Here is a 25,576-nt window from a genome sequence, read left to right as displayed (position 1 = left end):
TGAAAGCATGAGAATGAACGAACCATCCGAAGAGCGGGACGAAATCCTGGCCACCGTGCGCCGTTTTGAGCGCATGATGGACGAGGGCGAACCGGTCTTTTTTGATTTGGGTGATTTTGAAACCCTGATCGACCATTACACGGCTAATACTCTTTATGACCGCGCCCTGCAAGCTTGCGAGGCGGCCGTAGCCCAATACCCTTTTTCCAACGAGTTACTGGTTGACCGCGCCCAGGTTTTGGCCATGCGCGGCGAGTACGACGCAGCCCTGGCGCAAATTGACGAGGTAGCCACGCGCGAGCCTGACAATGCCGACGTAGCCGTTACGCGCGGCATCATTGCCACCCAGCGCGGCGATATTGCCGCCGCCGTGGGCTACTTCGAGCAGGGTATTGCCCGCTCACCTGACCGCGACGATATCTATTTCAACCTTGGCTTGGCCTACCAGCAATGGCAGAAGTTCAAGAGCGCGGCCCGCAACTACAAGCAGAGCCTGCGCATTAACCCCGACAACGACGCGGCCATTCAGGAACTACTTTACTGCCTCGAAGTATCGGGGCGTTTGGAGAAGAACTTGGAATTTTTCCGCCGTTTCACCGACGAGGACCCGTACTCGGCCATTGCCTGGTATAACCTGGGACAGGCCTACTACAAAGCCGGCCGCTACGACGACGCAGCCGATGCTTTCGAGTACGCCATCGTCATCGACCCTAAATTTTACGAGGCGCATTCTTACCTGGCCAGCACCTATGTAAGCCGCGAAGAGTACCGTCGCGCCATCGAGGAGTTCGACCTGAGTTACCCCGCCGGGGAGCCCACGGCCGAGGCCTTGTGCAACATTGGAGAGTGCCACGAAAAGCTGGCCGATTGGCAGAAGGCCCGCCTGTTTTACCAGAAAGCCATCGACCTCGACCCCGAAATGGACGAGGCTTGGTTTGGTATTGGCGTGATTCTCGACGCCCAGGAAAAGTGGTTCGAGGCCCTGCATTTCTACCGCAAGGCCGTAACCCTGTACGACGAAAGCGCCGAGTACTGGCAGGCCCTGGCGGCCGCCGAGTACCAGGTAGGCAACGTGGTAAGCGCCATCGAAGCTTACGAACGGGCCACGGAAGTGTCGCCGGATACGCCGGAAGCGTGGATTAACTGGAGCGCCATTCTCTACGAGCAAGGCAATTTCGATGCGGCCATTGACCTGATGCGCACCGCCACCGACCTGCAGCCCGCCGACGCCGACCTGCAGTACCGCCTCTGCGCCTACCTGTTAGCGGCCGGCCGTTACCGCCAGGCCTACGACGTATTGGAAAATGCCCTACTTTTGGACTTCGACAAGCACCGCTTGCTCTTCGAGTACTTCCCGGAACTGGAACAGCAACGCGCCCTCACTCGCCTGATCGACCAATACCGAAAATAACCTGACTGCTTTGCCGCACTGTTAACGCACCAACCTAGCCGGACTGGCGTGCTTCTTCTGAGAGGCCCACTGGTCCGGCTAGTTTGTGTTCGTACCGTTTGGCTGGCCCACCCTTTGCCACCCGTTTTCCAATGAACTACTCCCTCTCGCAGCTACCCGAGCGCACCGCCAAACCCCGCGAACAAGGCTTTACCATGGTTATGGATAAAGGCCTGAGCGTGCGCGAAGTCGAAGACTTCCTGGAGGTAGGCGCTGCTTACACTGACATCGTGAAGCTGGGCTGGGCGACGTCGTACGTAACCGGTAACCTGCAGCGCAAGCTGGATGCCTACAAAGAGGCGGGCATTCCGGTGTACTTCGGCGGCACGCTATTCGAGGCGTTTATCATTCGCGGACAGTTCGAGGACTACCGTCGCTTACTCGACCAGTTCGGAATGGAGTACGCTGAGGTATCGGACGGCTCCATTGACCTCGTGCACGAGCAAAAGCTGGAGTTCATCCGTCAGCTGTCGGGGCAGGTGAAAGTGCTGTCGGAAGTGGGTTCGAAGGATGCGGAAAAAATCATCCCGCCCTACAAATGGATTCAGCAGATGCGTACAGAGCTGGAAGCCGGCGCCGTGAAAGTAATCGGCGAGGCCCGCGAAGCCGGTAACGTAGGCTTGTTTCGCAGCACCGGCGAGGTTCGCTCGGGCTTGGTGGAAGAAATCCTGACGCAGATTCCCTTCGAGAAAATTCTGTGGGAAGCTCCGCAGAAGGCACAGCAAGTGTGGTTTATCAAGATGCTGGGTGCAAACGTGAACCTGGGCAACATTGCTCCGAACGAAATCGTGAGCCTCGAAACCATTCGCTTGGGCCTGCGCGGCGACACGTTCACGCACTTCCTCGACATGGACAACGTGGACGAGATGTTCAAGCCCGAAGTAAAGACACCCGGCAAGCCGGGCACATCGATGCCACGCGGGTAAAATCCTGTCTCAGTAACAAAAAAGGCTGCACAACACTTCTGCAGCCTTTTTCTATTTTTTAAGATGATGATTTACTTGCCCTGTTTCGCGCGGTGGTTTATCCTGTTGTGCGTCCTGATTTGTAGTAGCGTAATGCCTCGGGCTTTGCTTGCTCAAAGTAGGCCCTCTACGACCGATACGGCCTCGTATAACCAAGCCAATACGCTTCTGTGGCGCATTTCAGGTTCCGGTTTACCACAGTCCTCGTACGTTTTTGGTACCATGCACTTGCTGTGTCCAGACGATGCGCCGGTAACCGACGAAATGATACAGGCCCTCCGTAGCAGCGAGCAACTTGTACTGGAATTGGATATGGATGCGCCCGATTTCGCGAAAAGAACCCGGCGCGCTAGCCAGCTACCGATGGGAGTTTCGTTACGGCGGTTGCTAAAACAGCGCGAGTTTAATGTGCTGAAGCAGTTCTTCCGCGAGCGGCTGAACCAGTCTATTTGGGCGTATGTAAGTGTGTATCCGGTGCTTACGGAGTCTGTGGTGTACAGTACCGCCTTGTCTTGCACGCCGGTAAGCTATGAGTTGAAGCTGATGGAACTGGCCAAGGCCCAAAGCAAAGAAGTAGAGGGCTTAGAAACCGTTGAGTGGCAAATGGCCTCGTTGCAACGCGCAACGCCAAAGCAGCAAGCCAAGAGCTTGGTCCGAGCTGTACTTGCCTACGACTCTATTCCTCCGCTGATGCAGCAATTAGTCACTACGTATCGGCAGCAAAATGTGGACGCGTTGTACCGCATGGCCACCGATCCACGGCTCGGAACCAATCAAGCAGAAACCGCTGACTTAGCGGTTCGCAACCAGGATTGGATACCCAAAATGAAGACTTGGATGGCCGCGCGCCCCAGTTTTTTCGCAGTGGGAGCAGCCCATTTGGGTGGTGCTACTGGTGTGTTGCAGTTGCTGCGCCAGCAAGGTTATAAAATTGAGCCAGTAGTTGTCCCGTTGCGGCCTTGAGCCGTGCGTCAAGTACTTAATACTTGTCCAGGTAACCATCTGGTAGCTTAGCAGTAAGAGAAGACTCTACTTAAGCTCTTACCAATGACCAGTTATCGTTTCGGCTTTGTAGCGGCTCTGGCGCTGCTGACAGCCTGCAGTGAAGAAAAAAAGAACAAGCGCGCAGCCCAGGACGAATTGCCTGCTACCGTGGAAACCGCCGCGGGCTCCGAGGTACTGTTACCGGCTCCTTACGCCACCAAATCGGTGCGAAACTTCAGCAAAGTGGTAGGCTGGCCCGCAGGCAAAGCGCCAGTTGCACCGGCCGGCTTTACGGTAACGGCCTACGCCCGCGACTTCGACAGCCCGCGCTGGGCCTACGTAACGCCCAACGGCGACGTGCTGGTGGTGGAGTCGAACACAATTCCCACTACCGTCAAGAAAAAAGTGGCCGAGGCCTTGAACCTGGACCCATCGAAGTCGATGGACAAAACCAGCGCCAACCGTATTACGCTGCTGCGCGATACCAACCAGGACGGCAAGCCCGATGTGCGTACCACGTTCCTGACGGGCCTGAACCAACCCTTCGGCATGCTCGTGCTCGGCGACTATTTCTACGTGGCCAACACCGACGGATTGCTGCGTTTTCCCTACAAGGTCGGCCAAACCAAAATCAGCGGACCGGGCCAGAAAATCCTGGATCTGCCGAAAGGTGGCTACAACAACCACTGGACGCGCAATTTGGTGGCCCATCCCAACGGCTCGAAGATCTACGTGAGCGTGGGCTCGGGCTCGAACGTAATGGAGCACGGAGCCGAAGAAGAGGTACGCCGCGCTAACATCCTCGAAATAAACCCCGACGGCTCGGGCGAGCGGGTGTATGCCGCCGGCCTGCGCAACCCCGTAGGCATGGACTGGGCGCCCGGCACGCAGCAGCTCTGGACGGCTGTGAATGAGCGCGACGAGTTAGGCGACGAGTTGGTGCCCGATTACCTGACCAGCGTGAAGCCGGGCGGGTTTTATGGCTGGCCCTACGCCTATTTCGGGGCCAACGAGGACCCGCGCCGCAAAGGCGAACGACCCGATCTGGTGCAGAAAACCCTAGTGCCCGAAGTGCCGCTGGGCGCCCACACCGCTTCCTTGGGCCTGGCTTTTTACAAGCAGGATGCCTTTCCCGAGAAGTACCGCAACGGCGCGTTTATTGGCCAACACGGCTCCTGGAACCGGTCGGCCTTTTCAGGTTACAAGGTGGTATTTGTGCCCTTCGAAAACGGTAAGCCCAGCGGCAAGCCCGAAGACTTTCTCACCGGCTTCATCAGCACCGAGAACAGCAAGGAGGTGTACGGCCGCCCCGTGGGCGTAACCCCCCTGCCCGACGGAGCCCTGCTGGTAACCGACGACGCAGGCAAGACCGTGTGGCGCGTGGCCGCCACAAAGTAGCAGCACGGAATTAAGTTATTAAGCACAAGCCGGTCCGCAAGGTCCGGCTTGTTGCGTTTGCTGTGTACCATACTATTCGCTTAGGATTGAAGCATTAGAAAATTGACTTTTGGTTGTACCTTCCGCGGCGAAAAGCGCCCTAGTCTTACCCCGGTGTAGCACGACACGAATTACCCTGGCCTTTATGAAGAATACCCTACGCTTATTATTGCTGCTACTCGGTAGCCCGGCCGTGGTTTCCGCGCAACAGCCCTCGGCCGCGCCGCGCCTGATTGTGCGCTTGGCCGACGGAGCCCTGCCCGAATCCGCGCAAAACAACCGCATACCGGTGCCCAGCCGGGCATTTGAGCAGCTGAACCGCAGCCACCACGCGGTTCGGGTGCAAGCTCTCAATCCGGGACGGCCGGCTGCCCGCGGTGCAGATGCAGCCCCGGCCATGTACCTGATTGAACTGCCTGCCGGCACCAACGCCGCCCAAGCCGTGCGCGAATATGAGCAGAGTGGCTTGTTTCGGTACGTGGAGGTAGATGCCGTAGGCCAGGCCGGTGGCGTGCAGGGCTTCGCCCCGAACGACGCCGTGTATAACCGCCAATGGGGCCTGAACAACACCGGCTCGTTCAGCCTCTCGGCGGCCCGCGCCGGCGCCGATATTAAGATGGAAGACGCCTGGGCCATTACCCGCGGCGACTCCTCCGTAACGGTGGCCATCATCGACAGCGGCTGCAAGCTCGACCACCCCGAATTCAGCGGCCGCATTTGGCGCAACCGCCAGGAAACTGCCGGCAACAACATCGACGACGACCAGAACGGTTACGTGGACGACGTGAACGGCTGGAATTTCGTGACCAACACCAACAACCCTACCGACGACCAGGGCCACGGCACCAACGTGGCCGGCATTGTGGGCGCCACCGGTAATAACGGCATAGGTTATGCCGGCGTGAACTGGGCCTGTAAGCTGATGGTCTGCAAAGGCCTCAACGCCCAGAACTCCGGCTTTTACTCCTGGTGGATCAGCGCCATGTATTATGCCGTGAACAACGGTGCCCGAGTACTTAACATGTCGTTGGGTGGCTTGAGCACCTCCCAGGCCATGCAGGATGCCGTGAACTACGCCACCCAGCGCGGCGTGGTAGTGGTGGTGTGCATGATGAACGAAAACAACAACACCACCTTTTATCCCGCGGGACTGAACGGCGTGGTAGCCGTGGGCGCCACCAACCCCAACGACGCACGTACGAGCCCCTTTTTCTGGAGCACCACCAGCGGCAGCAATTACGGTTCGCACATTTCGGTGGTGGCGCCGGGCAACTATATCTACGGCCTAAGTCACCAGTCGAATACCAACTACAACACCTACTGGGGCGGCACTTCGCAGGCCACGCCACACGTGGCCGGCCTTGTATCGTTGCTGCTCACGGTGAAGCCGCAGCTGACGCCCGCTCAGGTGAAAACCCTGCTGCAAACCACCGCCGATGACCGCGTGGGCAACCCGGCGGAAGATGCCCCGGGCTGGGACCCATACTACGGTCACGGTCGGGTACATGCGGCCCGGGCCCTGCAAGCCGTGGTTACCAATACCAGGCTAGCGGCTGCGGCGCCTGCGGCTCTGCGGCTTTTTCCCAATCCGGCTCATAACAAGCTCACACTGCAAACCAGTGATGCGCGCCTGCTACACCGCGAGGTGCGAATTTTCAATGGCGTGGGCCAGTTGGTATACCGTCAAATCCTCAGCAGTGCCACCCTAGAGGTGCCGCTCGCGCTGGCACCCGGCGCGTACTGGGTAACGCTGGCCGGTACGGGGGTAGGGCAGAAGCTGGTAGTGCAGTAAAGCAGTTTGCGGACGTTGAATGTATGGCGCCCCGGTTCCCAAGCGTCGCTTGGGGGCTGGGGCGCGCAAGTGGTTAAGTGGCCACAGGAAACGCGCCTGATGCGTGCTGCCGCGTGTTCCGTGACCGGTAGAATGTGGGTTCAACAGGGGAGTTTGGCGACTACCCGCTTTCTTTGTAAAACAAGAGCCACGTCAACTGCCCCCCATGGAGATTCTACAGCATTTTTTAGATTTCGTTCTGCACCTCGATAAGCACCTCGCTGAGCTGATTCAGCAGTACGACGTCTGGACCTATGCCATTCTGTTCCTCATCATCTTCGTCGAAACCGGCGTGGTGGTGCTGCCCTTCCTGCCCGGCGACTCGCTGCTGTTCGCGGCCGGCTCGCTGGCGGCTTTGCCCGGCAGCCCGCTCAACGTAGTGCTGCTGATTGCGCTGCTCATTGTGGCGGCGGTGCTCGGCGACACACTCAATTACCACATCGGCGACTACATTGGGCCGCGGGTGTTCCGGCGTGACTACCGCTTCCTGAAGCGGGAGCACCTGATGCGCACCCAGGAGTTCTACGAGAAGCACGGCGCCAAAACCATCATCATTGCTCGCTTCGTGCCCATCGTACGCACGTTTGCGCCCTTTATAGCCGGCGTAGGTACGATGACGTATGGCAAGTTTCTGTCGTACAACGTAATAGGCGGCGTTATATGGGTCACGTCGCTGACGGTGGCCGGCTACTTTCTGGGCAGCATTCCGTTCATCCAGAAAAACTTTGGACTGTTTACGCTCCTCATCATTGCCATATCGGTGCTGCCGGTGGTCATTGAGTTTTTGAAGCACCGCTTTGCCAGCCGTCCGGCTGCTTAGCATTTTGTTTTATATTCAGCACTTAAAACCGCTTTGGCCTCATCGCTCTAGCGGTTTTTTGTTACCCTCTATAATCAATAGTGTATGCCCCGCGAATTTGGCTTGATCGGCCGCTCCCTCCGTCATTCTTTCTCGCCCACTTATTTCCAGCAGAAATTCGATCAGTTAGAGTTGCAAGACTGCTCGTATGAGGCGTTTGAGCTGGCTCACATACAGGAGCTGCCGTCTCTTTTAGCTCGTCGGCCGCATTTGGTTGGCCTGAACGTGACCATTCCTTACAAAGAATTGGTGCTGCCGTATCTCGATGAGGTGGCTCCCTCTGCCGCACGCGTGGGGGCGGTAAACGTTATCGAGGTGAAGGATAACGGCATGCTGATCGGGCACAACACCGATTACAGCGGCTTCCGCGACTCCCTGCGGCGCCAGTACCGCGGTGCCGGCCCGGCCCTGATATTGGGCACCGGCGGTGGAGCCAAAGCCGTGGAAGCGGCCCTGCACGAGCTGGGCATCCGCTACTGGCTGGTCTCGCGCGACGCCATGGGCCGCGGCCTGACCTACGCCGACCTTACCCCTCAAGTGCTGCAGGAGCACCCGCTCATCATCAACACTACCCCGCTGGGCATGTACCCGCGCACCGACGAGTACCCGGCCCTGCCCTACGAGGCCCTCACCCCGCAACACCACCTCTTCGACCTCATTTACAACCCCAGCGAAACCGAGTTTCTGCGGCTCGGCCGCGAAGCCGGGGCCAGCACCCAAAACGGGTTCGATATGCTCTGCCGCCAAGCCGAAGACGCCTGGAAAATATGGAATCGGTAGCCGCCCTCCGCCACCACGCCTGGGGTTTGCCGGCCCATTGCTCGGCGTAAACCCCGCTGAAAACACCGCGGCCACGCCCTGTCAGGAGCGTGGCCGCGGTGTGTATAAGGCCTAATGAATCGAATAGCGGCTTAGTTGCCCTGGCCCTGCCCGCCACCTTCGCCGCCTTTCTGGTCGTCGTTGCGGATGCTGCGGCTGGGGCGGCGGGGCTTGTTCTCCAGCTTACCGAAGCGGTAGCTGAAGGCCCCGCGCACGCCGCGGTTGTATACAAAGGTGGTGTTGGTGGAGCGGGAGCGGCCGTTGTCGAAGTCGTTTTCCAGGCGGATGTAGCGCGAGAACGGGTTGTCGGCGTTCAGGGTGAAGTCGGCTTTACCCTTCAGTAGTTCTTTGCGCAGGCCAATGGAATACATCTGCCAGGGCGAGACGCGGCCTTGCAGCTGAATGCGCGGCGAGTTGAGCATACCGAAGAACTGCACGCTCAGGCCCTTGTCGAACTTGTAACCGGAGTTGATGTTGGCCGAGTACACCACGCCTGAGTTGCTGCCGCGCTGGCCCTGGTCGCGCAGCGTCTGGCTGTACAGGTACACGTAGAACGCGCTGATGTTGCCGCTGATGTCCCACTTGGGCAGGGGCTTGGCCGAGCCGAACAGGTTCAGGCCGTAGGTCTGGTTGCGGGCCACGTTGCCGAACGTGGACACCACCACGCCCAAGGGGTTGGTCTGGAACACCCGCTCAATAGCGTTGTTGGTCTGGCGCGAGAACACCGATACGTTGATGGTGGAGCCCTTCACGAAGGTGTTCCAGTTCACCTCGTAGTTGTCGGTAAACTCGGCGTCCAGCTCGGGGTTGCCCACCTGAATGTTGCGCGGGTCGGCCTCGTTGCGGTAGGGGTTGAGGAAGAATACGCTTGGGCGCTGAATGCGGCGCGAGTAGCTCAGGCGGATGGTAGAACCGGGTTGCTTGAGGTTGCGCGTGAGGGCCACGTTGGGTAACAGGTTGGTGAACGTAAGCTCAAAGGGCCGATCCTGGCCCTGGAAGTTGCCGTTCAGGTCGGTGCGCTCCAGGCGGCCGCCTAACCGCACGTTGTACTTCTTGCCCAGGCTGGTGGCGTAGGTGGCGTAGCCGGCCAGCACGTCTTGGTCGTAGTCGTATTTGTCGCTCAGGCCGGGCTGCAGCTCCAGCGCGCCGTTGGTCAGATTGGTGCGAAACACTTCAAAGTCGCTTGCCACCCGGCGCTGAATCATCTTGCCGCCCACTTCCACCGTTTGCTTCTCGCCCAGGGGCAGCACGTAGTCGGTTTGGATAGTGCTTTCCAGGTTGCGCGAGAGGTTGGGGCTTTTCTCCTGAAAAAAATCATACGCGCTATTGGCAAACAGCGGAAACTGGTCGAACGTGTACTCGCGGTTGTTGCGGTTGCGGTTGTGCTGGGCCAGCACCGTCCACTCGCGGCGGTTGCCCTGCCCGTAGGTGCGGGTGTAGGTGCCCGTCAGGTCGTAGCTCTGGGTCTGGAAGTTCTGCTGAAAGTCGCGGGTGTAGTCGTTCAATAACGGGTTGCGCGCCGGGCTGCCCGGTGCGGGCGGCGCGAAATACGAATAGGTGTTGACGATGTCAACCTCGTTGCGGTTGCGGAACAGGTTGCCGTTTAACGACAGGCTCAGCGCGTGGTTTGGCGCCGGCTCGTACTCCAGGCCTACGCGGGTGTTGCCGCCGCCGCCCTGGCCGCGGCCTTCGTTGCGCTGCCGCAGCACCCCGATGCCGGTGTCCGTGCGGTCTACTTCCTGGTCGCCGGGGGCATAAAAGGCCCAGCCGTTCAGCGCCGCCGACACGCCCACTTTGCCGCGCCGGGCGTTCAGGGCGAAGTTGCCGTTGGAGTTACGTGTGCCCACAGCCAGGCCCACGTTGCCGTTGATGCCTTGCAGGTTGTTCTCCTTCAGCACAATGTTAATGATGCCCGCCGAGCCTTCGGCGTCGTACTTGGCCGAGGGCGAGGTAATTACCTCTACGTTCTTGATCTGGTCGGCCGGCAGCTGCTTCAGGGCCTGGGCGATGTCGCCGGCCACCACGGCCGAAGGCTTGCCGTTGATGAGCACCGTTACGTTGCCCGAGCCGCGCAGCTGCAGGTTACCGTCGGGGTCCACGCTCACCATGGGGGCTTTGCGCAGCACGTCGGCGGCGGTACCACCCTTGTTGGTGGCGTCCTGGGCAGCGTTGTACACCAGGCGGTCGGGCTTGCTTTCCACCACGGGCCGCTCGCCGGTTACCGTTACGCCTTCCAGCTGCTTGGCCTGCGACGTTAGCGCCACGGTGCCCATGTCGAGGCTCATCTTGCCTTCGCTCAGCGTAATGGGCGTTACCAAGGCGCCGTAGCCAATAAAACTGATGGATAACCGGTATGAGCCCGGCGCCAAACCCTTAATGGCAAATCGGCCTTTGTCATCGGCCACGGCTCCATCGAGGGGTTGCTCGCCGGTGGCGGGCAGCACAGCTACCGTGGCGTATTCCACCGGCTGCTTGGTGGCCGCATCGATAACGGTACCGCTGATGCGGCCGCTGCCCTGCGGGGCAGCCGGTAATACGGCGGCGCGGGGGCTGGCCCCACCGGGTGCGCCCGTGGGGGCACCGGCGGGCGGCCCAGCCGGGCGGGTACCCGGTTGGGCAGTGGGGGCCTGCGCAAGCGCCGAGCCGGAAAGTAAACTGGCCGAAGCCAACAGGAATAGTATAGGGTTTTTCATACCGCAGAAGGGTGTCGAATCAGAAATGTGGGTGAACCTACCGGCGCTGTGCTTTTTGGCGAAGCAAAAACCGGCGAGCAGCATTCGGCCGCGTTAGGAGGCGGTAACCGGCGCTAAAGGGAACGAGAAAAGGAGTATGCTAAAGCGGGTGGTGTAAGGGCAAGCTGCTGATTTATAGCTGGCTAGGCGAAGGGCTGTTCCAGTCGGTACGAAGCTGCAAAGGACCGGTGGTAATGGCTGGTAAACAATCACCCGATCATGTGATAAGCATTGGCAAACATGGCGCGCCGTGTGGGTGGTCGGGCGGCGTATTTGCATCTGCGGCAAAGGTCGACCGGCTATATAGCAGGGTTGCATTTCGATAAGGATAAATTGATTTGGTGCTTAGTAGTTGTCAGTTGTGCGTTGTTAGTTGTCAGGGCGTTCTTATCCTGCCAACTAACAACCGACAACTAAACATCGGCCAACTCACTCCTGCCGCCAGCGCAGCAGCGTGTACCCAACCAGCAGCACCACCGCAAACCAGCCGAGCGAAATCCATTCGGCGTTCGACAATGTGCCGGCTACTTGCAGCGTTACCTGCGCCTTTTTAGCACTGCCCAACGACAACAGCGGCGCGGCGTAGGGAATCCAGTCGATGTGCTCCCAGCGCATGAGCACCAGGGCCGTGATGGTAGCGCCCATGCCCAGCGCCACCGGCGCCACAAACGACTTCCATAACAGGCTGGCCACGTACTGAATAGCCAGCAGCCCCAGCGTAGCTATAAAGGTGTGGTAGAACAACGTGCCGATGCCTTGGAACGGAATGCTGTGGTCATGGAAGTGCAGCTCCGGCCGCAGCAAACCCAACGCCCAGCCCGAGGTCAGCAGCAAGGCCACGTACACCAGCTGCGCCAGCAAATTCAGGCCCAGCAACAGCAGCAGCTTGCTGCCAAACACCGCCCCGCGGCCCACCGGCTGGGCGTGCAGGTGCTTCCAGCCGCTGGCCTTGTTCTCCACGTTCAGCAGTAAACTGGTAAGCAGCACCACGAACAGCGGCAGCAGCAGCCCGGCCGCCGATTGCCAACTACCCAGGATGTACGCCGACCACGGGTCCTGCCCCGGCTTCAGCAGCAGGTGGCCCTTGAAATAGTAAATCAGAAACGAGAGCAGTACCGGCAGGGCGCCGCTGGCCAGCGTGAGGCGCAGGGCGGCGGTACGCTTAAGCTTCAGGGCATCGGAAGCCACGGCGCGGCGCAACTGTACAAGGGGCGAAGCAACGGGCGCGAGGAGGAAAGAGGTTTCCATTAGGCCAAGGCGTTTTCGGTGAGGTGTAGAAAGGTTTGTTCGAGGCTGGCTTGCTGGCAGCGCAGGGCGTACACGGGCTGGCCGGCGCCAATCAGCTGCTGGGCCAGGTAAGCCATTTGCTCCCGCGACTGGTAGGGGAGGGCCAGCGTACCAGCGCTGAGCACCGAGGCCGTGCCGAGGTCCAGCGGAAGCAGGTTGCGGCAGGTTTCGGCGTCGTCGGTGTCGATGAGGACCTGCGTGCCCTGGCGCTGCTGCAAAGCGCTTACGCTGCCTTGAAATACCAGCCGGCCTTGCTGAATGACCCCCACGTGCGTAGCCACCCGCTCTATTTCGCTGATGAGGTGACTGGACAGCAGAATGGTTTTGTCGTGCTCTTGTTGCAGCCGAAGCAGTAGTTCGCGCATTTCCCGGATGCCTTGCGGGTCCAGCCCGTTGGTGGGTTCGTCGAGAATAAGCAGCTGCGGATCGGGCAGCAAAGCCAGGGCCAAGCCCAGCCGCTGGCGCATGCCCAGGGAATATTCGCGCACCGGGCGGTGGGCATCGGCGCTCAGGCCCACCACCTCGAGCACGGCGGCGGTACGGGCGGCGGCCAAACCGCGCAGCCGGCGCGTGGCTTCTACATTGTCGTGGCCACTGAGGTGGTCGTAGAGCGAGGGCATTTCGATGAGTGCGCCTACCTGGCTCAGAATGGGAAGGCGGTGCTGGTTCAGGTCGTGGCCAAACAAGCGCACCGTACCGGCCGGAGTGGCCAGCAAACCCAGCAGAATGCGCAGGGTGGTGCTTTTGCCGGCGCCGTTCGGCCCCAAAAAGCCGTAGATGCTGGCGGCCGGTACGCTCAGGTTCAGCTCGTGCAGAATGGTGCGGGACCCGTAGCGGAACGACAGGTTGCGGGTTTCTATAAGTGGGGCTGGTGTCATGGGGCTAGGCGGTAGCGGGTAGAACTGGTCCAAACGTACTGGGTCATTTTGAGCGTTTTTCAGGTATTCAACCAAAACTGCCGCCGCTGCCCAAAACACCGCGGAAATCCCAACCAACCCGCTTTTGGTAAGCGCGGAACCCGGGCGTCGGCAGTGACGGGCAGTTCCGTCCCTTGCCGGGCGCGTTGGTAGAGCCGCAGTGCCAGTTCGTTGAAAACGGCGGGGGGGTGGGCAGCTCCGCGCTACCTTGCTTGCCGCTCGTCGTGGGTTCCTGCGGCAATGCGCTACTTCTTTGCTTATGCTTGCTTCTTCCGTGCGCAGTTCTTTTCGAGTGAAGTGGCCCCAACGCTGGCCGCGTGCCGCAGGAGGCACGGCCACCGTGCCGTGGTGGGTGCACGTGCTGTGGGTGGTAGTGCTCATCGGCACCGATGCCGTTCAGCTTTTCAGTTGGCACAACGGCCAAAATGGCCTCGCGCCCTGGACGCAGCTTGTGCCCCGCATGTTGATGAACGATGCCCTGGCATCGTTGGTGTTTTATATCAACTGGGCGGTGCTCATTCCCCGCACCCTGGCTCGCAGTAGGGTACTGGCATACGTGCTGGGCGTATGCGGTCTGCTGCTGGTGTTTGTGCCCCTGCGCATGGGCTCTTCATATGTTACGCGAAGCACCACCGAGCCTCAGTCGGAGCAAAGCAAAGCCGAACGCAACTGGGCCATGTTCAGCGTGCCGTACACCATTTTCGGGCTGATGACGATTTTCCTCAGCTCGGGCTTTAAGGTTACCGGCGACTATATGCGCGAGCAGCGTAACCGCCGCGAGCTGGAGCGTCAGCAGTTGCTTACCGAACTCTCGCTGCTGAAAATGCAGGTGAATCCGCACTTCCTGTTTAACACGCTCAACAACATCTATTCGCTGGCCAGCCAGAAATCCGACCGTGCCCCCGAAGCCGTGTTGCGCTTAGCCGAAATCATGCGCTACATGCTCTACGAGAGCAACGCCGACACCGTGCCGCTCACCAAGGAAGTAGCCCATCTGCGCAGCTTCCTTGACCTGCAGCGCCTGCGCCTGCCCGGTAACGCCCCCGAGGCCATTGTGTTCGATACCACCGGCGTGCCGCCCGATACCAGCTATGCCATTGCGCCCATGCTGCTGATGCCGCTGGTAGAAAACGCCTTCAAGCACGGCGACCTGTCGGCGCGGCCCGCCGTGGTTATCCGCCTGCAGGTTATGCCCGATAACCAGCTGCATTTCAGCGTACGCAACCACGTGGCCCCCGAAGACAGCCGCCTGCTCGGCCAGCCCGGTGGGGTGGGGCTTACCAACCTGCGCCGCCGCCTGGAGCTGCTGTATCCAAAGCGTTACGTCTTGGCCGTTACCAGCCCCGAGGGCCAGCACCAGGTAGATCTAACCTTGCGCGAGGCGTAGAGCAATGAACAGGCTATTCAGCGTTTCGTTGGCTGAATCTGTATACCTTCCGGCATCGGTTTAACTACCTTATTTGCTGCATGCACCCGCTAACCTGCGTTATCATCGACGATGAGCCCCTGGCCCTTGACCTGTTGGCCGGCTACTGCCAGCAAGTGCCCGGCCTGGAGCTGAAAGGGCAGTTTCACGACGCGCTGGTGGCGCTGGCCTTCGTGCAGGACAACCCCGTGGACCTCGTTTTCGTGGATATTCACATGCCGCGCATCACCGGCCTGCAACTGGTGCAGCTGTTGCCCAAACCCGGCCCACGCGTAGTATTCACCACGGCCTACGACCAATACGCCGTGCAGAGCTACGAGCTTAACGCCGTGGATTACCTGCTGAAACCCATAGGGTTCGACCGGTTTCTGCAGGCCGTAAACAAAGTGCGCAGTCAGGTAACCGTGCCCGCTGCCTCTGCCGCAACTCTCGCTCCCGAACCCGCTCCGCAGCCCGCCCGCACCTTACCCGACGCGATGTTCGTGAAAAACGAGCACCGGCTGCAGCGGGTGGCCTTCGACGATATTCTCTACATCGAGGGCATGAAGGAGTACCTGATGATTTACACCGCCGACGGGGGCAAGATCCTCACCCTGCAGTCGTTCCGGCGGGTGGAGGAGGTGCTGCCCCCGCAGCGCTTCGCCCGCATCCACAAGTCCTTCGTCGTGGCCCTGCCCCGCATCGAGCACGTGGAGCGCGGCAAGGTGCAGGTGGCCGGCCGCCTGCTACCCATCGGCGACACCTACCGCGACGCCTTCACTTCCTTGATTCGGGCTCAGAACTTACTTTAAGTACCGAGCCATTGGCTTCAGGCTGTTAGCCGTTAGCTTTTGCGCTGATGAGCACAGAATTGCCCATAATTTATGTTGCGCCGGCGGGTAGTAGCGCGAACTTTTAGTTCGCGTATCCCCGCACAGTTAGGACCGTTCCAACGGCGCGCGAGGACGCGAACTGAAAGTTCGCGCTGCTGCGCGCCAGCCCTTGAACGCAAGCTCTGCGTAACAGCCACCGTTTCACGTTGTCCGGGTGTTTAACGCCCGCCCTACGCCGAAAGCCGCGCCCATTTGCTTAAAAAGCGGGTGGGCGCGGCTTTTGGCGTGAAGTGCAGTGGGCTAACGAGCGGCCAGCTTGCTGGCAATTTCCGCCGTGTACTTGCCTTGGAACCGGGCGCCGTCCAGCTCGTTTTGGCTGGGCTGCCGTTCGCCTTTGCCGCCGGCAATGGTACCCGCCCCGTACGGCGAGCCACCGGTCATTTCATCGATATTGCTTTGGCCCTGCCAAGTGTACGGAAGGCCCACGATAACCATTCCGTGGTGCAGCAGCGCCGTGTGGGCGCTGCGCACGGTGGTTTCCTGGCCGCCGTGCTGGGTAGCGGTGCTCACAAAAGCGCCGCCCGCTTTTCCAACCAAAGCGCCTTTGGCCCACAGCGGACCCGTGGCATCGAGAAACGCTTGGAGCTGGCCACACATGTTGCCGTAGCGAGTAGGCACACCCAGGATGATGGCATCGTAATCGGCCAGCTCTTCCACGGTGGCCACGGGCAAGTGGCTGAAAGCTTTCTGGGCCTCGGTAGCCCCAATTTGGTCGAGTAGTTCTTTGGGCAGCGTCTCGGGTACTCGTTTTATCGCCACTTCGTTACCGGCTACCTGCCGGGCACCCTCCGCTACGGCCTCGGCCATTTTCCAAACGTGACCATAAGTGGAGTAAAACAGAACGAGCGTTTTCATGCAGCGGGGCTAAAGTGGAAAAGGGAAAATTCATTGACCTGTTTCATGTACCTACATACATAGAACAGGTAAAAGGGGGTACGGTAAATCGGAAGGAAGTGGCTAAACTGCCGTCAGAAAAAAAATTATGGGTGGTGCAACCGCCGCCGCCCTGCCCGACTCATACATGCACTGACCGGGTTGGCCGGTTGGTTTTCAGTAGTTACCCTTAGGCGTATGAAACGCAGCTACTTTATGCAGAAGCCCGCCCGCATCGCGGCAACGGGCCTTACCACCGGCTCGGCGAGTCGGAACCAGCAATGAGTGCCATGGCCGCGCCGTTATCCGGCGGCGTGGGCACCTTGTTTGGTCCCCTGGCCCCCAGCACCGAGTCGTCCGCTACCCAAACCGTTTCGCATGTGAAGCCACTGCAACCGTCCGCTAAATGGACTGAAGCCGAGCTGATTGATGCCTGTTTGGCCGGCAGCCGCGTGGCGCAAAAAGAGCTCTACACCCGCTACGCCAGCCGTATGCTGGCCGTGTGCCTGCGCTACGCCCAAACTACGTTTGAGGCCGAAGACGTGATGCAGGACGGTTTTGTAACGGTATTCAATAACCTGCGTTTATTCCGCCGTGAATGCCCGCTCGAGTTCTGGATCCGGCGCATCATGATTAACGCTGCCCTGCGCCAGCACCGCCGCAGTGCCGCCATGCTGGCCGTTACCGAAAACGAGTACCCCGAAACCATTGCCGATGAGGAGTTCATTTTATCGAACTACTCGTTTGAAGAATTGCTGAAGATGATTCAGGAACTGGCCCCGCGCTACCGCATGGTCTTTAACCTGTTCGCCATCGAAGGCTACGGACACAAAGAAATTGGCGACATGCTGGGCATTTCCGAAGGAACCAGCAAGTCGCAATACTCCCGCGCCCGCGCCATTCTCAAAACCAAGCTGGAACGCCTCGATTACCGCCATAATGACTCCCTTTACCGATAATAATTTCCCTGAGCAGCGGTCCACCGGTTCTTTGGAGGACCTGTTCCGCCAGAAGTTTGCCGAGGCGGAAGTAGCGCCCCGCGCCGACTTGTGGGAACGGCTGGATAACGATCTGCTGGTGCGCCAGAACGAAGGCTACCGCCGTCGGTTAGGCGTGTGGCGCTGGGCCGCTGCGGCCGCCTGCGCCGTGGCCTCGCTCAGCGGCGGTGCCTGGCTTATGCAGCAAGACCGCACCGCTACTAAATCTGCAGCGGATGCGCCGCTGGCTGCCGCTTCTACGTTGCGTGATGCACTGGTAGAGCCGGCTAAAAGCGGCGCGGCTAATCAGGCTGTAGCGGCTACCAATGCCACCGAAGAAGATGCTGCCGTTAGTCAAGGCTTAACCGCCACCTCTAACGCTGCAGCACAACCACGCCGCAACGTAACGAGCAACCGCACCGTTACGGCGCCGCGCTATGGCACGGCTGCTTCGGCCAGCAGCGTAGCCGCTGCCAGCCAGCAGTCGGCTGACAAGTCGGGATTGGGCTTAACGGCCGGTGTTCGGGAAGGAATCCGCTCGTTTTTCGGTGAAGCAGCCGGTTCGTCGGGCGCAACTACTACGGCAACTACCGCTACCACAGCCGCTGCCGGTAACCGGGCCGGGGCTTCGGCCACCGATGCCGCCGCCTTTGCGGGCCAGCTAAGCGAAGAGGCCAGCATGCTTCAGCCCATTGCCTCGGTTCTGCATGGCGGCTCAAATGACGCCCGCCCCGACTCTCTGAAAGCTGCGCTGCTGCAGGTGCCCACGCTGGCTGCTGCCGAAGTACCCGCCGCCCAGGAAGAAGACGAGAAGCCAGCCGAAGCGGCCGCCAAAGCCTGGCGCTGGCGCACGGGTTACACGGCTTCGCGGTTTGCCCCTAACATTAATACGGTTGCGGCAATGGGTAGCGCCGGCGGCTTTTCGGCCGATTCCCGTACCCAATCCTTCACCACCAAAACCAAGCCAGTGCTAAACCCAGGCCTTGCCCAGCGCGGACAGGTAGGCGGCAGCTGGCAGTTTGCCGAGCGGTGGAGCTTGGTAACTGCTGCCGAGCTAACGGTAGCAGCGGGCAACACCGTGGTGGAAGAAGCACCGGCCCGGCTTTACCCTTACGGTGTTCCGATGGTAGCCAACCGCGTACCCTCGCAACAGGAAGCGCGTTACCACTTTACCACCGCCAGCGTACCCGTGCAGCTGCGCTACAGCGGCCGCAAATCGGGCTGGTCGTTGTACGGGGCCGTGGGTGCAGCTGTAAACGTGCTCCTGCGCAACCGGCTGGAAGTAGACGGCGAGCCGGTAACCGACGACGTACCGTACCGCCGCACCCTGGCTTCGGTCCGCGGCGACGTAGGCCTTCAGTTTGCCTCGGCTAAAGCACCCTGGAAGTTTATGATTGGTCCGGAAGCCGAAGTAGGCCTGAACTCCATGAACAGCAACGCCACCGGCACCTGGCTGGAGCGCACCAAGCCGTATTCCATTGGCCTGGCTGCCAGCATGGAGTTCGGTAGCCGCAAAGCTGATGTAGTGCAGCCCTAATTCAGCCGCGTTACCCGCCGACAGCTCCCCATTGCTACCGGCGTTTCCACGGGGTGTGGACGAACCGAGAGCAGCTAAACCCGCGACCCAGTCTTGGTCGCGGGTTTTTCTTTTTTTCGCGGAAACCTCCCGCCCCGCGGCGGAGTTAAGAACGGTTACCTTTCCCGCTCAACCCTTCTGTGCATGGAGTTTCAACTGACTTCTGAATTCAAGCCCACCGGCGACCAGCCCAAAGCCATTGCCCAGTTGGCAGCGGGCGTCGAATCGGGTGAACCGTCGCAGGTGCTGCTGGGGGCCACGGGTACCGGTAAAACCTTTACCGTGGCCAACGTAATTGCCCAAACGGGCCGCCCGGCACTGATTCTGGCGCACAACAAAACGCTGGCAGCCCAGCTTTACGGCGAGTTCAAGGCCTTCTTCCCGAACAACGCCGTCGAGTACTACATCAGCTACTACGACTACTACCAGCCGGAGGCGTACATCGCCTCTACGGATGTGTTCATTGAGAAGGACCTGGCCATCAACCAGGAAATTGAGAAGCTACGCTTGCACGCCACCTCATCCTTGCTGAGTGGGCGCCGCGACGTAATTGTGGTGGCCTCGGTGTCGTGCATTTACGGCATTGGTAACCCCGAGGAGTTCGGCAAAAACCTGATTTTCCTGCGGCCGGGCCTGAAGTTCTCGCGCAACAACCTGCTCTACCAGTTCGTGCAGATTTTGTACGCCCGCACCGAGCAGGAATTCACCCGCGGCACCTTCCGCGTGAAGGGCGACACGGTGGACATTTACCCCGCGTACTTGGATTACGCCTACCGCATTTTCTTCTTCGGCGACGAAATCGAGGCCATTCACCGCATCGAGCCCGACTCGGGGAAGAAGATTATGGAGGAGAAGGAAGTGTCGTTGTTTCCGGCTAACCTGTTCGTGACCGGCAAGGACACGCTCAATCAGGCCATCAAGGAAATTCAGCACGACATGGTGCAGCAGCACGCCTACTTCGAGAAAGAAGGCCGTGACTCCGAGGCCAAGCGCATAGTGGAACGCACCGAATTCGACCTGGAAATGATTCGGGAGCTAGGCTACTGCTCGGGCATCGAGAACTACTCGCGCTATTTCGATGGCCGTACGCCCGGCTCGCGCCCGTTCTGCTTGCTCGATTACTTCCCCAAGGATTACCTGCTGATAGTGGACGAAAGCCACGCCACCATGCCCCAAATCCGGGCCATGTGGGGCGGCGACCGAAGCCGCAAAACGGCGCTGGTGGAGTACGGTTTCCGTTTGCCGAGTGCCATGGACAACCGCCCGCTCACGTTCAACGAGTTCGAGAGCATGTACCAGCAGGCCATTTTCGTGTCGGCCACGCCGGCCGACTACGAGCTGGAACGTTCCGGCGGCGTGGTGGTGGAGCAGATCATCCGGCCCACCGGCCTGCTCGACCCCGAAATCGAAATCCGCCCCAGCATCAACCAAATCGACGACTTGCTGGACGAGGTGGACAACCGCGTGAAAATGGGCGACCGGGTGCTGGTAACCACTCTCACCAAGCGCATGGCCGAGGAACTCACCAAGTACATGGAGCGCCTGAACATCAAGGTGAGCTACGTGCACTCCGACGTAAAAACGCTGGACCGCGTGGAGATTCTGCGGCAGCTGCGCCTCGGCGAAATAGACGTGCTGATTGGCGTAAACCTGCTGCGCGAAGGCTTGGACTTGCCCGAAGTGAGCTTGGTGGCTATTCTCGATGCCGACAAAGAAGGCTTCCTGCGCGACCAGCGCAGCCTGATTCAGACCATGGGCCGCGCCGCCCGTAACGACCGCGGCAAGGTTATCATGTACGCCGACCGTATTACCGGCTCCATGCAACGCGCCATCGACGAGACGAACCGCCGCCGCGCCACCCAGAAAGCCTACAACGATGAGCACGGCATTACGCCCCGCACGGTGCGCAAGAGCCACGCCGAAATCATGGACCAAACCTCACTGTCGGACTACCGCATACCGGAGCCGCAGGCCTACGCCGGCCCCGACGAGAACAGCCTGGCCATTGCGGCCGAGCCGGTGGTAGCCATGATGAACAAAACCGACCTGGAGAAGCTCATCAAGCAAACCGAAAAGCAAATGGAAGCCGCTGCCAAAGAGCTGGACTTCCTGCAAGCCGCCAAGTTCCGCGACGAGCTGGCCTCGCTCAAGCAGCTGCTCAAAACCAAGCGCGACTAAACCGCGACCTTTCCTAAAGAAAACGCCCGATCAACACAGAGTCGATCGGGCGTTTGTCTTGGTACTGCTTTTGCTCGGGCTCGGCACCGCTTGGTTTGTGTGCCGGAAGCGGATTTGCCAGCCACTGTTTTCAGCTCTCGCTTATGCGGTTGTTCTTTATCTACTTACTATTCTGGGGTGGTATTTTCCTGCCCAGCGCCCAGGCCCAGCAGGCCGGCCCGGCCTACGAATTCATGCACGTCAACTACCGGGGCAGCCACATTTACTTCTCGCCCGCTTACCAAGGCAAGGAAGAAGTGAAAGTGACGGATTTTCAGGGCGAAAAATTCAAGTTATTCGACACCAAACAGCTGGGTTGGGAAGCCATGAGCCGGATGTTAAATAACCTGTCGGCCGCGGGCTGGGAACTGGTGAGCGTACTGCCCGAAAACGACAAGGACGGCAACGTCGGCGCTATTTACTTGCTGCGGCATCCGAAACAGGTACCGTAATCAAGCAAAAAGCACCGCGCTGATTTGCGCCGTGGGCTGTAGCCGGAACACCTATGCCTCTTTTCGGGGTGGTGGTGTGTGGGCTGCTGGTGCTCCTTAGGTTCCCATGGGAGGCTGAAATTACCTAGCAGCGCAATTGTAATTATGGCCGAGCGTGTCACATGGTTATGTGTTGAAACTGGTAAGCCCGGCAGCTACATTTGACGCCGAAAATGTCTCACCACCTCAACGTTATGCGTAACCTTCGTTTCCTCCGCTTGCTGCCGTTATTGCTTCTGCTGGTATTGCCGCTCCTGCCGCAGCAGGCTCACGCCCAGGCCAAGGGCCCCGGCTATCAGTACATGCAAATGACCACCATTGAATCGGTGGTGGCGGGTGGTTTGGGCCGTTCCCGGGTGCTGTTCACGCCGGAGTTCAAGGGCACCAAGGAAACCCAGATGGAAAACCTGTTCAGCCTCACGGGCATCAACATGAAGAACGTTCAGGTTAACGAGGAAATCATCATGCGGTACCTCTCCGAAGTTACCGCCGAAGGTTGGGAGCTGTTCCAGGTGACGCCGCTCACGCAAACCTTGCAAAGTGGCGGCAGCACCAACCAAGGTATTTTCATGACCCGTTACACCTTCCGCAAGACCAAATAGCCGTTGGGTTACGAAGCGGGTGTACCAGTTGGCACTGGTGCATCCATCAATAAATACCCTCGGGCCAACTGAGTAAAATCAGCCACCTGACTATGCTGCCAAGCCTGGTCGCGGCCCAATTCCTGCGCCAGTATTTCCGCTACTACGGGCGCGGCCCGCATAGCCGCGGCGGCATTCAGGAACAGCAACCGCACGCGGCGTGCCAGCACGTCTTCCACGGTGCGCGCCATTTCGTAGCGCGCGGCCCACACTACTTCGGCCCGGGTGAATTCCTGCGTGGCGTCGAGCTTTGCACCTAACTCAGGTTCGGTGTCCATCAGCTGCTTCAATGCGGGCTGGTCGGTGCCGTACACGTAAAGGTGATTTTTGCGGTCGGTTGCGGTGGTAGGTTGGGCTCCATGGATGTGGAGGCTAGCCGTACGGCTGTGGCTGGGCGGCAACAAGCCTTCCTTTATGGCACGGTCCAGCGCGTCCTGCGCCATGCGGCGGTAGGTAGTCCACTTGCCACCGGTAATGGTAATCAACCCCGTGCCCGACACTAGAATTTTGTGACTGCGCGAGAGTTCCTTTGTTTTTCCACTACTGCCAGCAGCGGCCAAGGGCCGCAAGCCCGCAAATACGCTTTGCACATCGTGTCGGGTGGGCGCCTGGGTGAGGTATTTCCCGGCCGTGCGCAGCACAAAGTCGATTTCGGTTTCCAGCGCTTGGGGCTCCTCGCGGCGCTCGGTAATGGGCGTATCGGTGGTGCCCAGCACCAGTTGCCCGTGCCAGGGCACGCCAAAAAGCACCCGACCGTCGTCAGTTTTGGGAATCATGAGCGCGTGCGGGCCGGGCAAAAAACGGGCATCGAGCACGAGGTGGATGCCTTGACTAGGACGCACCAGCGCAGGCTTACCCGGCGCATCCAGCTGTAGCACATCATCCACGAACACGCCGGTGGCGTTTACCACGCACCGGGCATGCAGCTCATAGCGGGTGCCTGTTTCGCGGTCGGTGGCTTGCACGCCCGCCGTGCGGCCGAGGGTGTCTTTCAAAAGGCCATCGACGGCGAAATGGTTGAGCACCGTGCCGCCCTGCTCCACGGCCGTTTGCGCCAGGTTTATGGCCAGGCGGGCATCGTCGAACTGCCCGTCGTGGTAGAGCACGCCGCCGCGCAGGCCCGCCGACCGGATGCCCGGCAAATGCTCAAGCGTTTCAACTGCGTTTAGCGCAACCGAGGCTCCAAGGCTGCGGTGGCCGGCCAGCACATCGTAAGCTTTCAGGCCCAGCGTGTATAGGCCGCGGTTCCACCAGTCGTAGGCCGGTACCACAAAAGTTTGGTTGCTAACGAGGTGCGGTGCGTTTTCAAGCAACAGGCTCCGCTCGAACAGGGCTTCTCGCACCAGGGCCACATCGCCTTGGGCGAGGTAACGCACGCCGCCGTGTACCAGCTTGGTGCTGCGGCTGGACGTACCCTTGGCAAAATCGTCGCGCTCCAGCAAAAGCACCGAGTAACCCCGGCTCAAGCCATCGAGGGCCACGCCCAGCCCGGTAGCCCCGCCGCCCACCACCACTAGGTCCCACGTGAGTGTGTTGGTGAGTTGTTGCAACAGGGTTTCGCGCTGGAATGGGTGCCAAGGGGAGTGGGGAGGCATAAGCGAAGCTTTATAGGTAGGGCGGCAAGCAAACTGTACGGAAACCGGGCAAGTGCAGACGAGAGGGTTCAAGGTGGTACCCGGGCGGCTTCCGTAGCTACTTATTCGGGGGCGGCATAGCAATACTCACGGCTGGCCCGCTAGCTTTGGGCAAAGCCCGCTCACGCCGCGGTTTCGCCACCTTTACCCGCACTAAACGGGAGTCGTTCATGAAGCTCAACACCGAGTTGTTATTCCTGATTCCGCTGGCCCTAGTGGTCATGCGGATGATGCGCCGCCGTTTGGATTTAGCTACGCGCTTGCCCGCCTGGGACGAGCACTTGATGAAAATCTGGATTCCCGGCGTGGTGCTGCTGCTCATCGATTGGGTGTGGAAGCTCGACGGGGACATGGTGGGCAAGGGCTATTGGCTGCTGGTCATGAGCGTTATCATGGCGGTGCTGGCCGCCATTAAGGAATACCGGCCGGCCCGCACCATGCTGCTGGCCGTGGCGCCGTTTTCCGTTCTGCTCTTCCTGAACTTTGTTTTAGGGCTGATCAGCAGCGACCTGGAAAAAGAGTACGACGACACCATAGAAGCGGCGCGGGCCTTTGCGCTTATCTGGCTGCTGACGTTTTTCTTTATTGCCCGCGGCCAGAAGCGCCAGCTCGAGAAGGAGCGGCTGGAACGCGAGGAAGAGGAAAAGGCCAAGCGCTTAATTGAGGCCCAGAACGCTGAGCTGGAACGCCTGGTGGCCGAACGCACCGCCGCGCTTACCCAGCAGGCCGACGAGCTGCGCGACACCTTGAACGAGCTTAAAACCACCCAAGCGCAGCTCATTCAGGCCGAGAAAATGGCCTCTTTGGGCGAGCTAACGGCCGGCATTGCGCATGAAATTCAAAACCCGCTCAACTTCGTGAACAACTTTGCCGAGGTCAGCGCCGAAATCATTGAGGAGCTGCGCGAGGAGTGGGCCAAAGGCGAAGAAGGCGACGCCGAGTTGGAAACCAGCCTCATTGAAGACCTGCAGCAAAACCTGCAGAAAATTACCTTCCACGGCCAGCGCGCCTCGGGTATCGTACGCGGCATGCTCGACCACTCCCGCACCAGCACCGGCGAGCGGGTACCCACCGACCTGAACGCCCTGGCCGACGAGTATTTCCGCCTCGCCTATCATGGCCTACGTGCTAAAGACAAAACCTTCAACGCTGCCCTCGCCACCGAATTCGACCCCGAGCTGCCCAAGGTCACGGCCGTGTCGCAGGACGTGGGGCGGGTGCTGCTGAACCTGTTTACCAACGCCTTTTACGCCGTGCAGCAGCGCCGCCTGAAGGGCGAGCCGGGCTACCAGCCGGAGGTGCGCGTAAGTACCCAGCGCTGCGCGGGCGGCGTGGAGCTGCGCGTGCGCGACAACGGTACCGGTATTCCGGCGGCCGTAGTCGAAAAAATCTTCCAGCCGTTTTTTACCACCAAACCCACCGGCGAAGGCACCGGCCTCGGCCTGTCCCTGAGCTACGACATTGTAACCCAAGGCCACGGCGGCACGCTCACCGTTAACACCCAGGAAGGCCAGGGCACCGAGTTTGTGGTGATGCTGCCCACCGCTTAAATCCGCATTCTTTTCCTTCCGTACTAGCTTAGTAAGTC

20 protein-coding genes are annotated in these 25,576 nt (G+C 59.9%); 15 read left to right on the top strand and 5 right to left on the bottom strand.

The genetic code is table 11. From position 1 onward, the window contains the following. The first annotated feature begins 13 nt into the window (after positions 1 to 13). The 7 genes from ABD903_RS06540 to ABD903_RS06510 all read left to right on the top strand — a co-directional run bounded on the left by ABD903_RS06540 (position 14) and on the right by ABD903_RS06510 (position 8,306). Complete coding sequence (locus ABD903_RS06540; RefSeq protein WP_345222440.1) at positions 14 to 1,411, top strand: tetratricopeptide repeat protein; 1,398 nt, start codon at positions 14 to 16, stop codon at positions 1,409 to 1,411. 131 nt (positions 1,412 to 1,542) lie between these two features. Next, a complete protein-coding gene (locus ABD903_RS06535) occupies positions 1,543 to 2,376 on the top strand; it encodes a phosphosulfolactate synthase (RefSeq protein ID WP_345222439.1) in 834 nt (277 codons plus the stop codon). A gap of 63 nt (positions 2,377 to 2,439) precedes the next feature. Continuing rightward, positions 2,440 to 3,378, top strand: coding sequence for a TraB/GumN family protein (locus ABD903_RS06530; RefSeq protein ID WP_345222437.1), 939 nt, complete (start codon positions 2,440 to 2,442; stop codon positions 3,376 to 3,378). 84 nt (positions 3,379 to 3,462) lie between these two features. Further along, a complete protein-coding gene (locus ABD903_RS06525) occupies positions 3,463 to 4,797 on the top strand; it encodes a PQQ-dependent sugar dehydrogenase (RefSeq protein ID WP_345222435.1) in 1,335 nt (444 codons plus the stop codon). 184 nt (positions 4,798 to 4,981) lie between these two features. Next, entirely contained in the window at positions 4,982 to 6,628 is a 1,647-nt protein-coding gene (locus ABD903_RS06520; RefSeq protein WP_345222434.1) for a S8 family serine peptidase, read from the top strand. Positions 6,629 to 6,833: 205 nt separating this feature from the next. Continuing rightward, complete coding sequence (locus tag ABD903_RS06515; protein WP_345222432.1) at positions 6,834 to 7,487, top strand: DedA family protein; 654 nt, start codon at positions 6,834 to 6,836, stop codon at positions 7,485 to 7,487. Positions 7,488 to 7,571: 84 nt separating this feature from the next. Beyond that, complete coding sequence (locus ABD903_RS06510) at positions 7,572 to 8,306, top strand: shikimate dehydrogenase family protein (protein ID WP_345222430.1); 735 nt, start codon at positions 7,572 to 7,574, stop codon at positions 8,304 to 8,306. A 131-nt stretch (positions 8,307 to 8,437) separates the two neighbouring features. Here ABD903_RS06510 and ABD903_RS06505 read toward each other — a convergent pair whose 3' ends face one another. From ABD903_RS06505 to ABD903_RS06495, 3 genes are all read right to left on the bottom strand, one after another. After that, positions 8,438 to 11,038 (bottom strand): TonB-dependent receptor, encoded by a 2,601-nt coding sequence (locus ABD903_RS06505; RefSeq protein ID WP_345222428.1) that lies wholly within the window; start codon positions 11,036 to 11,038, stop codon positions 8,438 to 8,440. 468 nt (positions 11,039 to 11,506) lie between these two features. Continuing rightward, positions 11,507 to 12,325, bottom strand: a complete 819-nt coding sequence (locus tag ABD903_RS06500; protein WP_345222427.1) for an ABC transporter permease — start codon at positions 12,323 to 12,325, stop codon at positions 11,507 to 11,509. Beyond that, positions 12,325 to 13,242, bottom strand: a complete 918-nt coding sequence (locus tag ABD903_RS06495; RefSeq protein WP_345222425.1) for an ABC transporter ATP-binding protein — start codon at positions 13,240 to 13,242, stop codon at positions 12,325 to 12,327. The genes ABD903_RS06500 and ABD903_RS06495 overlap by 1 nt, the downstream gene beginning before the upstream one ends. Before the next feature lie 298 nt (positions 13,243 to 13,540). Between ABD903_RS06495 and ABD903_RS06490 the strand changes: the two genes are divergently transcribed. Next, entirely contained in the window at positions 13,541 to 14,668 is a 1,128-nt protein-coding gene (locus ABD903_RS06490) for a sensor histidine kinase (RefSeq protein ID WP_345222424.1), read from the top strand. A gap of 80 nt (positions 14,669 to 14,748) precedes the next feature. Next, positions 14,749 to 15,498: a LytR/AlgR family response regulator transcription factor gene (locus ABD903_RS06485; protein WP_345222422.1), complete on the top strand. Its 750-nt coding sequence runs from the start codon at positions 14,749 to 14,751 to the stop codon at positions 15,496 to 15,498. 321 nt (positions 15,499 to 15,819) lie between these two features. Here ABD903_RS06485 and wrbA read toward each other — a convergent pair whose 3' ends face one another. Then, a complete protein-coding gene (gene wrbA, locus ABD903_RS06480) occupies positions 15,820 to 16,434 on the bottom strand; it encodes an NAD(P)H:quinone oxidoreductase (protein WP_345222420.1) in 615 nt (204 codons plus the stop codon). Positions 16,435 to 16,742: 308 nt separating this feature from the next. Between wrbA and ABD903_RS06475 the strand changes: the two genes are divergently transcribed. The 5 genes from ABD903_RS06475 (at position 16,743) to ABD903_RS06455 (ending at position 22,315) form a co-directional block, all read left to right on the top strand. Next, a complete protein-coding gene (locus tag ABD903_RS06475) occupies positions 16,743 to 17,411 on the top strand; it encodes an RNA polymerase sigma factor (protein WP_345222418.1) in 669 nt (222 codons plus the stop codon). Further along, positions 17,392 to 18,966 (top strand): hypothetical protein, encoded by a 1,575-nt coding sequence (locus ABD903_RS06470; protein WP_345222416.1) that lies wholly within the window; start codon positions 17,392 to 17,394, stop codon positions 18,964 to 18,966. Before ABD903_RS06475 ends, ABD903_RS06470 begins: the two co-directional genes overlap by 20 nt. A gap of 183 nt (positions 18,967 to 19,149) precedes the next feature. Further along, entirely contained in the window at positions 19,150 to 21,183 is a 2,034-nt protein-coding gene (uvrB, locus tag ABD903_RS06465; protein ID WP_345222415.1) for an excinuclease ABC subunit UvrB, read from the top strand. Between the two features lie 143 nt (positions 21,184 to 21,326). Then, positions 21,327 to 21,674 (top strand): hypothetical protein, encoded by a 348-nt coding sequence (locus ABD903_RS06460; protein WP_345222413.1) that lies wholly within the window; start codon positions 21,327 to 21,329, stop codon positions 21,672 to 21,674. Between the two features lie 233 nt (positions 21,675 to 21,907). Continuing rightward, positions 21,908 to 22,315, top strand: coding sequence for a hypothetical protein (locus ABD903_RS06455; protein ID WP_345222411.1), 408 nt, complete (start codon positions 21,908 to 21,910; stop codon positions 22,313 to 22,315). Between the two features lie 8 nt (positions 22,316 to 22,323). Here the strand turns inward: ABD903_RS06455 and ABD903_RS06450 are convergent, their stop codons facing one another. Further along, positions 22,324 to 23,949 (bottom strand): glycerol-3-phosphate dehydrogenase/oxidase, encoded by a 1,626-nt coding sequence (locus ABD903_RS06450; protein WP_345222410.1) that lies wholly within the window; start codon positions 23,947 to 23,949, stop codon positions 22,324 to 22,326. A gap of 146 nt (positions 23,950 to 24,095) precedes the next feature. On the opposite strand from ABD903_RS06450, the gene ABD903_RS06445 reads away from it, so the two are divergent. Then, positions 24,096 to 25,538: a sensor histidine kinase gene (locus ABD903_RS06445; RefSeq protein ID WP_345222408.1), complete on the top strand. Its 1,443-nt coding sequence runs from the start codon at positions 24,096 to 24,098 to the stop codon at positions 25,536 to 25,538. Positions 25,539 to 25,576 lie beyond the last annotated feature (38 nt).

The sequence above is a fragment of the Hymenobacter koreensis genome (assembly GCF_039541855.1).
GTDB lineage: Bacteria > Bacteroidota > Bacteroidia > Cytophagales > Hymenobacteraceae > Solirubrum > Solirubrum koreensis.
This window is presented reverse-complemented; position numbering and strand designations above follow the sequence as displayed.